Origin of the sequence: Actinomadura sp. NPDC023710 (assembly GCF_040639875.1) — a bacterium.
Lineage (GTDB): Bacteria > Actinomycetota > Actinomycetes > Streptosporangiales > Streptosporangiaceae > Spirillospora > Spirillospora citrea.
Genome location: NZ_JBFAGB010000010.1, coordinates 24,146 through 40,018, shown reverse-complemented (window position 1 = coordinate 40,018; position 15,873 = coordinate 24,146). Strand labels below are relative to the sequence as shown.

The window sequence follows — 15,873 nt, the reverse complement described above, 5'->3', positions numbered from 1 at the left end:
CTCCCGGGAGCTGGGCGACCCCAGGGGAGGGTAGACCACGTTGTCAGGTCTCACCAGTCCTTACGGTGCTGAGTCCATTTCGTGACCGCCGACCTGTTGATCAAGTCGGCGGCGCCGGTCACACTGGCGCTTGCGAAGATCCATTCCGTGGAGGCGCGATGCTCCCCCGCACATCCTTTCCCTCCGGACGCCTGCTGCAGGGCGGCGTCGCGGTCGCGGCGTCCGTGGCACTGACGGCCGGCAGCGCCTGGGCCTGCCCGCCCGAGCCGGAGAGCACCCAGACCAAGCAGGCCGCCGCCACCGCGGGCGAGGGCGCCGGCGGCCACGCCGGGCACTACCACCGCGCGGCCCCCGCGAGCACGAAGTCCGAGGCGGTCAAGGGCGTGCGGCGCGTCGGCGGCGTCTCCGACGCCAAGGGCGCCATCTCCCTGATGTTCATGGACTACGGCCAGGGCCGGCACAAGCGGACGATCATGTACGCGACCGGCGAGTTCGGGCTGAAGGCCTACGACGTCAGCGCCGACCCCCGCGTCCCCAAACTGGTCGGGCAGCTGAACATGCCCGGGATGTGGGAGACCGAGGACACCGACTTCGATCCCGAACGCAAGATCATCTATCTGTCCCGGGACCCGCGCGCGTTCGGTGGCACCACCGCCACCGGCGAGTCGGGCATCTACGTCGTGGACGCCTCCAAGCCGGAGAGCCTGCGCCAGCTCACCTACGTGACGGTGCCCGCGGGGCACACGACGACCTGCGTGAACGACTGCAAGTACCTGTGGACGGGCGGCCCCGCGAAGGCCAGCTGGATGCCCGCGGACTGGGGCGGGCGCCCCGTCTGGGTCACCGACGTCCGCAACCCGGCCAAGCCGAAGGTCCACAAGGACCCCATCGACACGGGCCGCAACGACGGCAAGACCGACTACACCCACGACATCCAGGTCGACTCCGACGGGGTCGCCTGGGCGTCGGGGCGCGGCGGCGTGCGCGGCTACCACACCACCGGCCGCCACTACGACCCGGTGGAGAAGAAGTGGCGCAAGGCCACCGCGGTCGACCCCGTCCCGTACGCGGGCGGCGGCCTGGACGAGGCCACCACCAACTCCACCTTCATGCACAACAGCTACCGGGCGGTCGGGCAGACCCGCGACCAGGCCGCCGACCCGCGCAGGTGGGGCAACGGGAAGCTGCTGTACGTCACCGAAGAGACGTTCAACGACGGCTGCGCCAACGACGGCCTGCTCGTCATCGCGTCGCTGAAGGGCTCCTACGGCGGTGAGGGCTGGCGGTCCACGCCGGAGCACAAGTTCCGGCTGAACACCGTCGCGACGTGGGGGGTGGCGGGCAAGGAGGGCAGCGATCCCGAGAGCACGGACTGCTCGGCGCACTACTTCGACGTGCGCGACGGCGTGATCGCCCAGTCGTTCTACTCGCAGGGCACCCGGTTCCTGGACGTCTCGGACCCGACGAACCCGCGGCAGGTCGCCTACTACCGCCCGGCGGACGCCGCGTCCTGGCAGCCGTACTGGCACGGCAAGTACGTCTACGTCGCCGACAACACCCGCGGCGTCGACGTCCTGGAGCCCACCTTCCGCTGACCGTCCCACCGGGGTCCGCGACCCCGCGCGAAGGCCCGTCCTCATCCCCCCGAGGGCGGGTCTTCGTCCTGTTCGGGCCGGTTGACGCGCGTTTCGGTCTCGCCTGCGCCGCGCTCGGCCGCCGCGACCGCGGACCCGGCCGCCCGGCGCAGCTGCTGCCCGGCCTGCTGGACGACCTGGACGGGCCGCTCGGGCAGGTGCCGCGAGGCGCCGCGGTGCCGCCGCCAGTGCTCGCGGGCGCGGGCGCGGTGCTCGACGCGCAGGTTCTCGATGAGCCGGTCGATGTCCATGGACACCTCCCCGTACAGCGGCCACAGGTCGCCGGCCGCGGCCCGCTCGTGCAGCCGCCGGGTGAGCCGGGCGCGGCGCTCGCGGGCCACGTCCACCCGCACCTCCAGCTCGTGCTCGGCGAGGAACGGCCGGGCGTCCCGGGTCAGGTCCGAGCGGGCCAGCCGGCCGTAGGAGGCGACGCTCGCGGCGATCCCGGCCAGCGCGTCGCCGAGCTCGCGGCGCAGCTCGGGGTCGGTCAGCAGCCGGCCCCGGTCGCCGAGCCGCTCGTCGTCGGCCAGGGAGCGGGTCAGCCCGCGCAGCGACAGCGTGAAGTGCTCCAGCGTCTCCATGGCGTTGCGCAGCGCGACGCCGGCGTCGATGAGCCGCCGCGCCCGCGTCCGCGGGTTGAGCCGGACGCTCTCCTCGGCGGCGCCGAGCTCCCGGTCGGTGCGCCCGAGGTCGCGGGCGAGCCGCTCGGCGTCCGCCTGCCAGCGGGCCGCCTCGCCCTCGGTGCGCTCGCCGCGCAGCCCGTCGGCGATGCCGGCGATCAGCTCCCGCAGCTTCTCGGTGACGTCCTGGACGGCCTCCTCCGCGGGCCGCACCCGCACCGTCGGCACCAGCAGCGTCGCCGCCAGCCCGGTGGCGGCGCCGATCAGCGTCTCCAGGACGCGGTCGGCGGCGCCCGCCTCGCTCGCCGACCCCAGCGCGAAGATCAGCATCGCGGAGATCGGCGCCTCCAGCACGTGCTCGCCGAGGCGCAGCACGTGCCCGATGACCAGGGCCGCGAGGATCGTCAGGCCGAGCGTCCACCAGGAGAACCCGATGGTGCTTGCGGCCAGCACCGCGATCAGCACCCCCGAGGTGACGGCGGCGACCCGCAGGACGCTCGCCTTGATCGTCTGGTAGACGGAGAACTGCACGACGAGCAGCGCGGTCAGCGGAGCCAGCAGCGGCTGCGGCCCGCCGGCCGGCAGCACCGTCAGGGCCAGCACGAACGACAGCGTGGCGGTGATCGTCAGGCGGGCGATGCGGTACGCGGTGGACCGCACCTCCGTCGCCACGCGCAGCGGCGAGCGGCCGCCGCGATCACCCTCGCCGGAACGGCGGCGCAAGAACACGAGCGACATGCGCACTGTCATTCCCGCAGGCGGGCAAAGGTCACAGGAATGGACAAAGATCACAAAACGGCGAGGTGTCGGGCCACCGGCGCGGGACGCGGATCACTCCCGCCGGCGGGCGCGGAACGCGGCGACGTTCGTGCGGTTCGCGCAGGCCTCCGAGCAGAACCGGCGCCGGCCCGCCCGCGAGGTGTCGGCGTACACGCGGTCGCAGCCGTCGGCGGCGCAGACGCCCGTCCGGCCGAGCCCGTGCTCGACGATCAGCTCGGCGAGGTTCATCAGCGTGGTGGCGCGGAACCGCTCCACCAGCCGGGACGACGGCGGCGCGTAGTGCATGTGCAGGCCGTGCGGCTCGTGGTCGGCGAGGTGCGGGTGCATGGGGATCTCCAGCATCAGCCGGTTCAGCATCGCCGTCGCCTCCTCCAGCCGGCCCGCCTCGAAGAAGGGGCGCAGGACCCGCCCCCAGCGCCGGAGGTCGGCGGCGTCGGCGTCCTCGAACTCCTGCCAGAAGAACTGGTTCTCCCGCAGGACGCGGCGCAGCGCGTCCGGGGAGTCGTCCCCCTCGGCGCTCGTCACGGCGTTGACCAGCGCGGCGGCGGCCGCCACCCCGTGACTCTTGTACCCAGTGATGCGCATTACCCCGAGCCTCCGGTCCCGCAGCCGACCAGTAAATGTTAGGAGCGGTCACCTGCGCCCGCTGCAAGCGCGGCAGGCCGCAGATGCGCGTCCGGCAGTTCGAGCCGCCCGCTCGTGGGGCCCGGTCGCGGGCGGCCGGACGCGGCGGTGCGCCGGAGCGGCGCTAGTGCCGCCAGCGGGTGGCGGCGGCCACCTGCTGCGGCGTCGCCCCGTCCAGCAGCGCGATCTCCCCGCGCCGCACCGCCGCCACCGTGTCGGTGACGGCCTCGCCGAGCGCCTCGCGCAGGACGGCGTCGGCCTCGAACGCCGCGACCGACTCGGCCAGCGACGCCGGCAGCGGGGCGATGCCCCGTGCGGCGCGCTCCTCCTCCGCCAGGCCCGCGGGGTCCACCTCGACCGGCTCCGGCAGCCTCAGATCGGCGCCGAGGCCGTCCCGGCCGGCCGCGAGCAGCGCCGCCAGCAGCAGGTACGGGTTGGCGGCGGCGTCCAGGCACTTGACCTCCAGGTTCGCGGCGGTCGCCTGTTCGCCCTCGGCCCCCGTCACGAACCGCAGCGCGGCCTCCCGGTTCTCCAGCCCCCAGCACGCGAACGCGCCCGACCAGTGCGACGGGACCAGCCGCAGGTAGCTCGCCACCGACGGCGCGCCGACCGCGAGGAGCGCGGGCAGCCTGCGCAGGATGCCCGCGGCGAACGCCTCCCCGGCCGGCGTCATCCCGTACGGTCCGGGGCCGCCCGCCATCGCGTTCACCGCGCCGTCCGCCGTGCCGTCCCGCCACAGGCTGAGGTGGGCGTGCGCGCCGTTGCCGACCGAGTCGGCCTCGACCTTGGGGGAGAACGAGGCGGCCATCCCATGCCGGATCGTCACCGCCCGGATCGTCTCCCGGACGAGCACGGCGGTGTCGGCCGCGCCGACCGGGTCCTCGGCGGCCACGGACACCTCGTACTGCCCGGCCGCGTACTCCGGGTGCAACTGGACGACCCTCACGCCCGTCGCCTTGAGCGACTCCAGGAGGTCGCGCAGGTAGCCGGCCAGCTCGGTGATCCGCGTCATCCCGTACGCGGGGCCCTTGCAGGCGGCGGAGAACTCCTCTCCGCCGCCGTCCGACACCGCCCACTCGATCTCGAACGCGGCCTTCACCGCGAAGCCGCGCCCGGCGAGCCGGGCCGCCTCGCGGCGGAGCAGGGCCCGCGCGTCCAGCGGGTGGACGGATCCGTCCTGGGCGTACCGGTGCGCGGGCGCGTGCGCCCAGCCCGGCAGCGCGGCCAGCGCGACGAGCCGGTCCAGGTCGGGGTGGAGCCGCAGGTCCCCGCTCGGACCGCCGATGTGGCGCCCGGACACGATCGAGTCGTCCAGCAGGAACACGTCGAACACCGGGGACATCCCGACGCCCCACGCCGCGGCGTGCTCCAGCCGCTCCACCGGGACGGTCTTGGTGCGGGTGATCCCGCTGACGTCCACCCACGTCAGCGCGATCGCGACGATGCCCTCGCCGGCCAGCCTGCGCGCCGCCTCGGCCGCGCGGGCGCCGAGCCGGGCGCGCTCGTGCCCGTCCAGAGCCTGCTCTCCGGCGTCGCTTCCCTGGAGGGCGGTCTGAGAGGTGGGTTCCACGGTGGCTGGCTCCTGGTGGGGTGGCGGCGGAGGTGAACACGCTCCGTAAGGGCATCGTAGAGAGAACGCAGTCGTGTTTCAGGGAGGATGCGGGAGCCGTGCTGGAGTATCTGGAGTCGCTGCGGCTGGTCGACCACCACTGCCATGGCGTCCTCGGCAAGGACCTCGGCAGGACGGCGTTCGAGGAGACGCTCACCGAGGCGGAGACCGCGGGGCCGCCCGGCGTGAGCATGTTCGACACCCAGGTCGGGTTCGCGCTGCGGCGCTGGTGCCCGCCGATCCTGGACCTCGACGCCCACGCCGAGCCCGACGAGTACCTGGCGCGCCGCGCCGAGCTGGGCGCCGCCGAGGTCAACCGGCGGTTCCTGGCCGCCGCCGGACTCGACGCGCTCTGCGTCGACACCGGCTACTCACCGGAGGTGATCCTCGACCCGCCGGGCCTCGGCCGGCTGGCCGGGGCGGAGGCGCACCAGATCGTCCGGCTGGAGTCCGTCGCGGAGCGGGCGGCGGCGGACGGCGTCCAGGCGGGCCGGTTCGCCGGCGAGGTGCGGTCCCGGCTCCAGGCCGCGGACGCCGTGGGGGCCAAGTCGATCGCCGCCTACCGGGCCGGGCTGGAGCTGTCGGGCGTGCGGCCGTCGGAGGCGGAGGTCGCCGGCGCGGCCGGGCGGCTGATGCTCGCGGCGGAGAGCAGCGGCGCCCCGCCGCGCGTGTGCGACGAGGTCCTGCACCGGTTCCTCGTCTGGTGCGCGGTGGACGCCGGGCTGCCCGTCCAGTTCCACGTCGGCTACGGGGACGCGGACGCCGACCTGCGCCGCGGCGACCCGCTGCTGCTCATCGAGCTGCTGCGCGCCATGGACCCCGTCCCCGCGATGCTGCTGCACAACTACCCGTTCCACCGGCACGCCGGGTACCTGGCGCAGGTGCTGCCGAACGTGTACGTCGACGCGGGCCTGGCGACCCACAACCTCGGGCACCGCTCGCCCGCGCTCATCGCCGAGCTGCTGGAACTGGCGCCGTTCGGGAAGGTGCTGTACTCCTCGGACGCGTTCGGGCTGGCCGAGCTCTACCACCTCGGGGCGCTGCTGTTCCGGCGCGGGCTCGCCGGGTTCCTGGCCGGGGGAGTGGAGGACGGCGCCTGGACGGCCCGCGACGCCGAGCGGGTCGCGGGGCTGGTGGCCTACGGCAACGCCCGCCGGGTCTACGGTCTGGGGTGAGTCGATCTTCCGGGTGGAACCGGCGAACGGGAGGACCGGGATGGCCGCACGTGAACGCCTGCTCGTCATCGGGGGCGACGCCGCGGGGATGAGCGCCGCGTCGCAGGCCCGCCGGCTGCGCGGCCCGGACGAGCTGGAGATCGTCGCCGTGGAGCGCGGGCACCACGCGTCCTACTCGGCGTGCGGCATCCCCTACTTCGTCGGCGGCGTGGTGGACGAGCTGGACGCGCTCGTCGCCCGCACGCCCGCCGAGTTCCGCGAGCGCGGCATCGACCTGCGGCTGCGCACCGAGGCCGTGGAGATCGACCCGGGCGGCGGCCGGGTGCGCATCCGGTCCCTCGACGGCGGCGGCGAGCGCTGGGAGCCCTACGACCAGCTCGTGATCGCGACCGGCGCCGTCCCCGCGCGCCCGGAGCTGCCCGGCGTGGACGCGAAGGGCGTCCACGGCGTGCAGATCCTCGACGACGGCGTGGCGATCCGCCGCGCCCTCGAGGAGGGGAGCCCGCGCAGCGCCGTCGTGGTGGGCGGCGGCTACATCGGCCTGGAGATGGCCGAGGCGATGGTGATGCGCGGCCTGGAGGTCTCGCTCGTGGACTTCGCCGACCAGCCGATGCGCACCCTCGACCCGGACATGGGCGCGATCGTCGCGGACGCGATGCGCGGCATCGGCGTGCGGCTGTACCTGGGGGAGCCGGTCGAGGGCTTCGACGCCTCCCCGGACGGGCACGTCACCGCGGTCCGCACGCGGGACCACACGCTGCCCGCGGACCTGGTCGTCCTCGGCCTCGGCGTGCGGCCGGCCTCAGGGCTGGCCGAGGACGCCGGGATCGAGACCGGCCCGACCGGCGGGATCGTCACCGACCGGCGGATGCGCACCCGCGCCGATCGGGTGTGGGCGGCGGGCGACTGCGTCGAGACCCGCCACCTGGTGTCGGGCGCGCCGGTGGCGATCGCGCTCGGCACGCACGCCAACAAGCAGGGCCGCGTCGCCGGGATCAACATCGGCGGCGGCTACGCCACCTTCCCCGGCGTGGTCGGCACGGCCGTCTCCAAGATCTGCCGGGTGGAGGTCGCGCGGACCGGGCTGAACGAGGCCGAGGCGGCCGCGGCCGGGTTCGAGACGCTGAGCGCGGCCGTCGAGTCCACCACCCGGGCCGGCTACATCCCGGGCGCCGCCGCGATGACGACCAAACTGATCGCCGAGCGGCGCTCCGGCCGGCTGCTCGGTGCGCAGATCGTCGGCGAGGAGAACGCCGCCAAGCGCGTCGACGGCCTGGCGATCGCGCTGTGGAACGGGATGACGGTCGAGGAGATGACGGGCCTCGACCTCGGTTACGCGCCGCCGTTCGCACCCGTCTGGGACCCCGTCCTGGTCGCCGCCCGCAAGGCCGCCGACGCCGTCGAGCAGGACATGCGCTCCGGATCTTGATCCCCTTTGTCGGTGATCTCCCCTACGGTGTGGGCTCATGGCGAGTGCGGGGCCGGTGGCGGCCGACGAGAGCACCTGGGAGATGCCGGACGCGTGGCGGCGGATCGCCCATCCCCGCCGGGACCGGCCGGGTCCGTGGCCGCGGGCGCGGACCGACGCCGCGGCGGCGGGGAGGGCGCGGGCGCTGGTGGAGGCCGCCCGAGCCGAGGTCGAGGACGTCCTCGCCCTGCCCGGCACGACTCCCGAGCTGGCCGAGCACGGCCGCGCCTACCTGAAGGGCGAGGCGGACGCGCTGGGCGCGGCGGTGGTCGCGACCGTCGCGGTGTCCAAACGCGGCCTGCTCGCAGTCGGCGGGAAGGACCCGTTCCGGGACGCGTGGGCCGCCGAGCACGGCCTGCCGTTCGCCGCGTGCGCCTTCGCCGAGCTGTGCGACGTCACGGCCGACTACCAGCAGGCGGGAAGCAAGGCGACCTGGACCGGTGCGCGGTGGGCCCGGCCGTCCGACTACCACGGCGGCTGGTGGGCGGAGGAGGGCGCGGCGCGGCACCTGCGCGCCCTGCTGGCCGCCGCCGACGACGACGTGTACGCCGCGGCCGTCGAGGAGCTGGCGGGCCGGCGCAGGACGCCGCTGCAGCGTCTGGTCGTCTCCTACCTGGTGCCGACCAGGCAGGACTGGGTGGACGAGGTCCGCGCCGACCCGGCGGTCATCGGCCTGCCGCCCCACTCGCAGCACCGGTGGATGCTCTTCTGCTCGCTCGGCGGGCCGGAGCAGGTCGATCCGGCCGCCCTGCCGCTCGGCTACTACGACCGGAGGACGAGCGTCGTCGCGACCCTCGCGGACGGCGTCGGGCCGTCCGGCGCGGTGCCGCTGGTGGCCGGGGCGCTGGAGGGCCGGTACACCGACACCGAGACGTACCGGAACCTGCTGGACGTGCTCGCCCGGCTGCCCGTGGACGAGGCGTTCCAGGCGCTCGTGGACCGGGTCCGCCACAAGTACGTCCAGCCCGCGGTGATCGCCGCCGCGCGGGCGTATCCGCGGCGGGCACTGCGCCTGCTCGCCCCGGCCGCGCGGACGCCGGAGGCGGAGGAGGTGCTGCGGGCGCACCTGCTCACCCATCCCGAGCTGGTGGAGGAGATGCTGCCGGAGCTTGCGGAGGAGTCGCGCGCGGCGATCGAGGCGCTTCGCGAGACCATCGTGCGGGTACCCGAGGCGCCCGCCGGCGCCCTGCCGCCGCTGCTCGCGGACCCGCCGTGGACCCGGCCCCGGACGAAGGCCAGGCCCATCGTCGTCAAGGACCTCGCCTCGCCCGGCACGCGCTCCATCATCTGGGAGCCCGGCGAGCGGGACGCCTGGACGCAGGACCTCCACCATCTCTGGCGATGGGCGAAACGCATGGAATGGCCCGTCCAGGTGGAGAAGTTCGAGAACGGGGCGCTGCCCGCCCACCAGCAGCCCATGCTGTTCATCGAGGCGCCCGAGGACCTCGTCCGCCCGCTCCTGGCGGGCTGGGAGCCGCCCGACCCGTGGTACGTGGACGAATGGATGCGGGTCGTCGTCGCCCGGTTCGAGCTCGACGCGCTGGACCCGGCCGTCCACGCGGCGCGGCGCGACCCCGCGGGCGCGGGCGCCGTCCTCCTGCCGTTCCTGAGCGACGAGATCGCGCGGCTCATGGCCGACTGGCTCGTCCGGCTCAAGCAGGCGGGCAGGACCGCGCAGACCTGGTTCCGGCGGCACGGCACGGCTGCCGTCCCGGCCCTGCTGCCGCCCGCGCTCGGCAAGGCGGGCGCCCAGCGCCGCGCCGCCGAGGCCGCGCTGCGGTTCGTCGCCGCCCGGCACGGCGCCGAGGCGGTGGTCACGGCGGCCCGCGTCCACGGCGACAGGGCGGCGGACGCGATCGAGGCCCTGGTCACGGCCGACCCGCTGGACGTCCTCCCGGCGAAACCGCCGCACATCGGCGACTGGGCCGACGTGCGCCTGCTCCCGCAGATCCTGCTGCGCGGCCGCGAGCGGGCGCTGCCGGACGCCGCCGCGCGGCATGTTCTGACGATGCTCGCGATGTCCCGGCCCGGTGAGGTCTACGCGGGGGTGCCCGCGCTCCGCGGCGCATGTGATGAGGAGTCGCTCGCCGAGTTCGGCCGGCGGCTGTTCCGGCTGTGGGAGGCGCAGGGCGCGCCGTCGAAGGACGGGTGGGCGCTGGCGCAGCTCGGCCTGACCGGCGACGACGAGACCGTCCGCCGCCTGACCCCGGTGATCCGGGCGTGGCCCGGCGACGGCGGGCACGCCAAGGCCGTCGCCGGTCTGGACGTCCTCGCCGCCATCGGCACCGACGTGGCGCTCATGCACCTGCACGGCGTCGCGCAGCGGGTGAAGTTCAAGGCGCTCAAGGCCAGGGCACGGGAGAAGATCGAGGAGGTCGCCGCCGGGCTGGAGCTGACCGCCGAGCAGCTCGCCGAGCGGCTCGTGCCCGACTTCGGCCTGGACGCCGACGGGACCCTCACCCTCGACTACGGCCCGCGCCGCTTCGTCGTCGGCTTCGACGAGCAGCTCAAGCCGTACGTGGCGGATGAGAGCGGGGCCCGCCGCAAGGCGCTGCCCAAGCCCGGCGCCAAGGACGACCCCGAGCTCGCCCCGGCCGCCTACAAGGCGTTCTCGACGCTGAAGAAGGAGGTGCGGGCCGTCGCCGCCGACCAGCTCCGCCGCCTGGAGGCGTCCATGGTCGCGCAACGCCGCCGGCCCGTGCGGGAGTTCCGGGAGCTGCTGGCCGGGCACCCGCTCGTCCGGCACCTCGTCCGGCGCCTGGTGTGGCTCGCGTCCGACGGCCGGGGGACGATCGCGTTCCGCGTCGCGGAGGACGGCACGTTCGCCGACGTCGACGACGACGCCGTCACCCTCGCCGATCCGGCGGAGGTCCGGGTCGCGCATCCGGTCGACCTCGAAGGCTCGCTCGCCGCCTGGTCGGAGGTGTTCGCCGACTACGAGATCCTGCAGCCGTTCCCGCAGCTCGGACGTCCCGTCCACGCCCTGGCCGGCGACGAGGGGAGGAACGGCAGGCTCGAACGCTTCGAGGGCCTGACCGTCCCGGTCGGCAGGGTGCTCGGCCTGACCTCCCGCGGCTGGGACCGCGGCGGGCCCCAGGACGCGGGCATCGAACCCTTCATCTCCCGGAGGCTCCCCGGGGGCCGGTACATCGTCATCGACCTCGATCCCGGCATCGCCGTCGGCGCCGTGGACTCTCTGCCCGACCAGAGGCTGGAGGCGGTCGGCCTGGCGAGCCGACCCGAGCAGCGGTGGCTCGGCGGCGGCGCCACGGGCTCCTTCGCCGACCTCGACCCGGTCACCGTGTCCGAGATCCTCGCCGACCTGGCGACGCTCACCTGAGAAGAGAACCCCCATGGATCTGCCGAAGGCGCTGCTGGACCCGCCGTGGGCGCGCAGGCCGGCCCCCGTGCCGTCCGGCGACGAGCCGATCATCGTCCCCGGGCTGGCCGCGCCGGACGACCGCGCCGTCGTCTGGGCGCCCGGCGAGCGGGAGAGCTGGGCCGCGGTCCGTCCCTACGGGTCCTTTCAGGACGGCGAGTGGGAGGAGGCCGCCGAGAAGTTCCGCGACGGGCGCATGGGCTACGAGCCCACGCGGGCGGGTTTCCTCGCGCAGGCGCCCGAGCATCTCGCGCGGCCGCTGCTGGCCGGGTGGGAGCCGCACGTGACCTGGGACTTCGACCATTCCCTCCAGCCGATCGTGGCGCGTTTCGAGACCGCCGCCTGGGACGTGGCGGTCCGGCTGGCCAAGCAGAACCCGTACGGGACGGGCCCGGTCGTGCTGCCGTTCCTGTCCGCCGACGTGGCCCGGCTGGTCGCCGACTGGCTCTACCGGCTCAAGTCGGCCCAGAAGCTCGCGCACGCGTGGTTCGACCGGCACGGCGTGGCGGCCGTCCCCTACCTCGTGCCGGACGCGCTGGGCAAGCGGGTCGGGCCGCGCCGGGGCGCGGTCAAGGCCCTGCGGATCATCGAGGGCGACGTCGTGGGGGCCGCGCGCGTCCACGGCGACGAGGCGGCCGAGGCGGTCGCCCGGCTCCTCGCCGCGGCGCCGTCCGGCGGCGCGCCCGTCGAACCGCCGGTCCGGGCGCCGTCCCTGCCGAAGTGGCTCGACACCGACGCCCTTCCCCGCCCGGTCCTGCGGGAAGGCGGGGAGCTGCCGCGCGAGGCGGCCCGCACCCTGCTGCTCGCCCTGACGGTGAGCCCGGGCGGCCGGCTCGACGTGACCGGCGTCGTGGACGGCGCCGCCCGGGTCTGCGAGCCGGAGTCGCTGACCGCGCTCGTCTGGGCGCAGTTCGAGGCGTGGCAGGCGGCGCGCATGCCCAAGGGCAGCGGGTTCGTGCTGTCGGCCCTCGGACGCTTCGGCGACGACGTGGTCGTCCGCCGGCTCGCGCCGCTGGTCAGGGAGTGGCCGGGGCGCAGCGGCGGGTACAGCAGCGCCGTCCAGGGGCTCGAAGCGCTGGTCGGCATCGGCACCGACCTCGCCCTGACGCACCTCAACGGCATCGCGCAGAAGTCCCGGTACAAGGGGCTGCGGGGCGAGGCGCAGCGCAAGCTGGCGCAGATCGCGGAGCGGCGCGGCCTGACGGCCGGGCAGCTCGCCGACCGGCTCGTCCCCGACTTCGGCCTGGACGCCGACGGGACCCTCACCCTCGACTACGGCCCGCGCCGCTTCGTCGTCGGCTTCGACGAGCAGCTCAAGCCGCAGGTGTCGGACGAGGGCGGCGCCCGCCGCAAGGCGCTGCCCAAGCCCGGCGCCAAGGACGACCCCGACCTGGCCCCGGCCGCCTACCGGCGGTTCGCGGAGCTGAGGAAGGACGTCCGCGCGGTCGCCTCCGCCGAGGTGGCCCGGCTGGAGTCGGCCATGGTCACGGGCCGCGCGTGGACGCGCGCCGAGTTCGGCGCGTTCCTCGTCGCGCACCCGCTGATGTGGCATCTCGCCCGCCGGCTGGTCTGGCTGAGCGGCGACCGGGCGTTCCGGCTCGCCGAGGACCGGACGTTCGCCGACCTGCACGACGAGACCGTCGAGCCCGCCGCTTCGGCGGACGTCCGGATCGCCCATCCCGTGCTGCTGGGCGACACCCTGGCCGCCTGGTCGCAGGTGTTCGCCGACTACGAGATCCTGCAGCCGTTCCCCCAGCTGGGACGGCCCGTCCTCGCCCTCGCCGACGGCGAGGGGAACAGCGGCAGGCTCGAACGCTTCGAGGGGCCGACCGTCCCCACCGGCAGGGTCCTCGGCCTCACCCGCACGGGGTGGCGGCGCGGCGCCCCGCAGGACAACGGCATCGAGCACTGGGTCTCCCGCACGCTCGCGCCCGGCGTCAGCGTCGTGGTCGACCTGAGCCCCGGCATCGCGGTGGGCTACGTCGACCTGAACCCCGTCCAGAAGATCGAGCGGGTCTGGATCGGCACGTCACCCGGCGACCCGTCCCGCACGGTCGGGAACGGTCTCGCCGGCGTCGACCCGGTGCTCGTCTCGGAGCTGCTCGCCGACCTGACGACCTTGACCGCGCCCTAGGCGAAGCGGCTGCTCGGCACGGGGCCGGGGGAGCGCACCATGTCCCTCGGCCCGGTGAGCCAGTGGCCGGCGACCGCCCGGACGAAGCCCGCCAGCCGCTCGTCGGGGTCCGGAGGCGCGCCGCCGTCGCCGTCGTCCGGCAGGGGGTCGGCGTCGACGATCTCGGCGGCCAGTTCCGCTTCGGGGCGCTCGTCCGGCGGCACGGTCTCCGGCTCGCCGCCGGGCATGACCCGCAGCTGCGGGCCCCACGGAGCCACCGCCACCTGGTGCAGGAACCCGGTGACGTCGGCGCTCACCACGGGCGGGTCGGTCCAGCAGGACGCGTGCTCGAACAGCACCTGCCCTTCGGTCCGCTCCCGCAGGCCGTCGGCGTCCGTCTCGTTCAGGTCGTAGGCGACCACGAGCGCCGCCGGGCGCTCCGGGGCGAACGGCTCGGCGGGCAGCCCGAACAGCCGTGCCGCGGCCAGCCCCAGGATCCGGCTCGACCGGTCGGGCAGCAGGCCGACCGACGCGGGACGCCGCCCGGCCGCGTCCAGGACCAGCCGCAGCCGGTCGAGGGTCCGCCTGCACAGGGCGTAGCTGTCGGAGGTGTAGGCGTAGCGCCCCGTCATGCCGTCGTCGAACCCGTACGGCGAGATCGTGGCGAGGACGCCGCCGCCCAGCGCGAAGTGCCAGCCTCGCAGGTCCCGGGGATCGAGCGGGCCGGCGGCCCGCGCCCGCGCGACCATCCGCGCGAGCCGGTCGCGAGCCGGGACCCAGTCCCCGTCCGGCGCGGGCAGCCGCGCCGCCTCGTGCGCGGCCCGGTCGAGGTCCCCGGAGAACAGTGCGTTGTAGGCCAGCAGGTACCGGGCGGGCCACGGGTCCAACGCGTCCACGCGCGGCTCCAGGGCCGCGACGGCCTCGTCGTGCCGGTTCTCGCGTTCCAGCGCCGACACGAGCTCCATGAGCAGGACGGGCTCGTCCGGCATCATCTCCAGCGCGCGCCTCAGCGCCGGGACCGCCAGGAAGGCGATGCCGCGCTCGACGCAGGCGTAGCCGAAGTCGTAGAGCTGCTGCGGCTCCTGCCGGGCGGCCATCGCCGCGGCCGCCTCGCGCATGTCGTCGAAGCCGGACAGCGCCGCCGCGTCCTCCATGAGCCGCGCGACCTCGCCCAGTTCCATCGCCTCGGCATTGAACCGCAGATGCCGGATCAGTCCGGCGATGTCGCCGCTTTCCAGAAGTGCCCGCGCGTCGCTCATGGGCGGCCACGCTAGCGCCGGCCGCCCGCGCCGATCACCCGGTTTTCGCGCTACCCGACCGCCGCCAGCGCCCGCAGGACGTCCGCGACGAGGTCGCCCGTGTCCTCGACGCCGGCCGAGAAGCGCACGAAGCCGGCGGGCACGGCGTCGCCGCCCCACCGGGCGCGCCGCTCCGCGGAGCTGTGCACGCTGCCGAAACTGGTGGCCTGCATGACGTGCCGCAGCGAGCCGAGGAACCTCTCGGCGGACGCCTCGTCTCTCAGGGCGAACGACACGACGCAGCCGAACCGGCGCATCTGCCGGGCCGCGACCTCGTGGGACGGGTCGTCCGGCAGCCCCGGATACCTGAGCCCGGACACGTGCGGATGCCCCCGCAGCGCCTCGGCCACGGCCAGCGCGTTGGCCGCCTGCCGGTCAAGCCTCAGCTGGAGCGTGGCGAGCGACCGGTGCGCCAGCCACGCCTCCATCGGCCCGGGGATCGCGCCGACGGTCCTGCGCCAGACCCGGACCGCTTCCGCCAGCTCCGGGTCGCGGGTCGCGACATGCCCGAGCAGCAGATCCCCGTGCCCGCTCAGCGACTTGGTGTCGCTGGCGACGGAGAAGTCGGCCCCGAGGTCCAGCGGCCGCTGCCCGAGCGGGGTGGCGAGGGTGTTGTCCACCGCCACGAGCGCGCCCGCCCGGTGCGCGGCCTCGGCGACCCGCCGGATGTCGCACACGTCCAGCTCGGGGTTGGACGGGGTTTCGAGCCAGATCAGCCGCGCCCCCTCCAGCAGCCCGATCTGGGCGTCGTCCGCGGTCGGCCCCATGCGGACCACCGCCCCGTACGACTCCAGGCGCTCCTTCAGCGCGCGGGTCGTGTGGTAGCAGTCGTCGGGCAGCACCACGACGTCGCCGGACCGGACCTGCGACAGAAGGACGCCCGCGACCGCCGCCATCCCCGAGGAGAACGAGACGACCTCCGCGCCGCCCTCCAGCTCGCCGATCGCCCGCTCCAGCAGCGTCCATGTCGGGTTGGTGTCGCGCCCGTAGGTGTAGGGCCCGCTCGCCTCCCCGGCCAGGTGGTAGTGCGCCGCGAACACGGGCCCGGGCAGGGCCGGGGCGAAGTTCTCCGCCTCCGGCCGCCCGGCGCCCACGGCCAGCGTCCCGTCCCCGATCTCCATGCGCGCCCTCCCCGGCAGGTCCGGCCCCCATCGTCCCACCTGCGGAACCGGC

10 protein-coding genes are annotated in these 15,873 nt (G+C 75.1%); 5 read left to right on the top strand and 5 right to left on the bottom strand.

The window, feature by feature from the left end:
• Positions 1-158: 158 nt before the first annotated feature.
• Positions 159-1,595, top strand: a complete 1,437-nt coding sequence (locus AB0H37_RS13700; protein WP_329088857.1) for a hypothetical protein — start codon at positions 159-161, stop codon at positions 1,593-1,595.
• Between the two features lie 41 nt (positions 1,596-1,636).
• Here the strand turns inward: AB0H37_RS13700 and AB0H37_RS13695 are convergent, their stop codons facing one another.
• From AB0H37_RS13695 to AB0H37_RS13685, 3 genes are all read right to left on the bottom strand, one after another.
• Positions 1,637-2,992 (bottom strand): aromatic acid exporter family protein, encoded by a 1,356-nt coding sequence (locus AB0H37_RS13695; RefSeq protein ID WP_329088859.1) that lies wholly within the window; start codon positions 2,990-2,992, stop codon positions 1,637-1,639.
• 93 nt (positions 2,993-3,085) lie between these two features.
• Positions 3,086-3,619 (bottom strand): CGNR zinc finger domain-containing protein, encoded by a 534-nt coding sequence (locus AB0H37_RS13690; protein WP_229810510.1) that lies wholly within the window; start codon positions 3,617-3,619, stop codon positions 3,086-3,088.
• Positions 3,620-3,782: 163 nt separating this feature from the next.
• Positions 3,783-5,228, bottom strand: a complete 1,446-nt coding sequence (locus AB0H37_RS13685; protein WP_360612753.1) for a glutamine synthetase family protein — start codon at positions 5,226-5,228, stop codon at positions 3,783-3,785.
• A 98-nt stretch (positions 5,229-5,326) separates the two neighbouring features.
• Between AB0H37_RS13685 and AB0H37_RS13680 the strand changes: the two genes are divergently transcribed.
• The 4 genes from AB0H37_RS13680 to AB0H37_RS13665 are packed head-to-tail and all read left to right on the top strand — an operon-like array spanning position 5,327 to position 13,423.
• Entirely contained in the window at positions 5,327-6,442 is a 1,116-nt protein-coding gene (locus tag AB0H37_RS13680) for an amidohydrolase family protein (protein WP_360612751.1), read from the top strand.
• Between the two features lie 40 nt (positions 6,443-6,482).
• Positions 6,483-7,871 (top strand): FAD-dependent oxidoreductase, encoded by a 1,389-nt coding sequence (locus AB0H37_RS13675; RefSeq protein ID WP_329088865.1) that lies wholly within the window; start codon positions 6,483-6,485, stop codon positions 7,869-7,871.
• Between the two features lie 37 nt (positions 7,872-7,908).
• On the top strand, positions 7,909-11,250 hold the full coding sequence (locus AB0H37_RS13670) for a DUF4132 domain-containing protein (RefSeq protein ID WP_360612749.1): 3,342 nt from the start codon (positions 7,909-7,911) through the stop codon (positions 11,248-11,250).
• Positions 11,251-11,263: 13 nt separating this feature from the next.
• Positions 11,264-13,423 (top strand): DUF4132 domain-containing protein, encoded by a 2,160-nt coding sequence (locus tag AB0H37_RS13665; protein WP_360612747.1) that lies wholly within the window; start codon positions 11,264-11,266, stop codon positions 13,421-13,423.
• On the opposite strand, the gene AB0H37_RS13660 is transcribed toward AB0H37_RS13665, so the two are convergent.
• Complete coding sequence (locus tag AB0H37_RS13660; RefSeq protein ID WP_360612745.1) at positions 13,420-14,661, bottom strand: hypothetical protein; 1,242 nt, start codon at positions 14,659-14,661, stop codon at positions 13,420-13,422. The two genes, AB0H37_RS13665 and AB0H37_RS13660, sit on opposite strands and share 4 nt — an antisense overlap.
• A 50-nt stretch (positions 14,662-14,711) precedes the next feature.
• Positions 14,712-15,821 carry a cystathionine gamma-lyase gene (locus AB0H37_RS13655; RefSeq protein WP_360612743.1) on the bottom strand — a complete coding sequence of 370 codons (1,110 nt, stop codon included), beginning with the start codon at positions 15,819-15,821 and terminating at the stop codon, positions 14,712-14,714.
• Positions 15,822-15,873 lie beyond the last annotated feature (52 nt).

Bases quoted from the DNA above. Each gene is read 5' to 3' on its own strand.
- AB0H37_RS13700 (WP_329088857.1), top strand. From the start codon at position 159: ATGCTCCCCCGCACATCCTTTCCCTCCGGACGCCTGCTGCAGGGCGGC.
- AB0H37_RS13695 (WP_329088859.1), bottom strand. From the start codon at position 2,992: ATGTCGCTCGTGTTCTTGCGCCGCCGTTCCGGCGAGGGTGATCGCGGC.
- AB0H37_RS13665 (WP_360612747.1), top strand. From the start codon at position 11,264: ATGGATCTGCCGAAGGCGCTGCTGGACCCGCCGTGGGCGCGCAGGCCG.
- AB0H37_RS13690 (WP_229810510.1), bottom strand. From the start codon at position 3,619: ATGCGCATCACTGGGTACAAGAGTCACGGGGTGGCGGCCGCCGCCGCG.
- AB0H37_RS13675 (WP_329088865.1), top strand. From the start codon at position 6,483: ATGGCCGCACGTGAACGCCTGCTCGTCATCGGGGGCGACGCCGCGGGG.
- AB0H37_RS13670 (WP_360612749.1), top strand. From the start codon at position 7,909: ATGGCGAGTGCGGGGCCGGTGGCGGCCGACGAGAGCACCTGGGAGATG.
- AB0H37_RS13655 (WP_360612743.1), bottom strand. From the start codon at position 15,821: ATGGAGATCGGGGACGGGACGCTGGCCGTGGGCGCCGGGCGGCCGGAG.
- AB0H37_RS13660 (WP_360612745.1), bottom strand. From the start codon at position 14,661: ATGAGCGACGCGCGGGCACTTCTGGAAAGCGGCGACATCGCCGGACTG.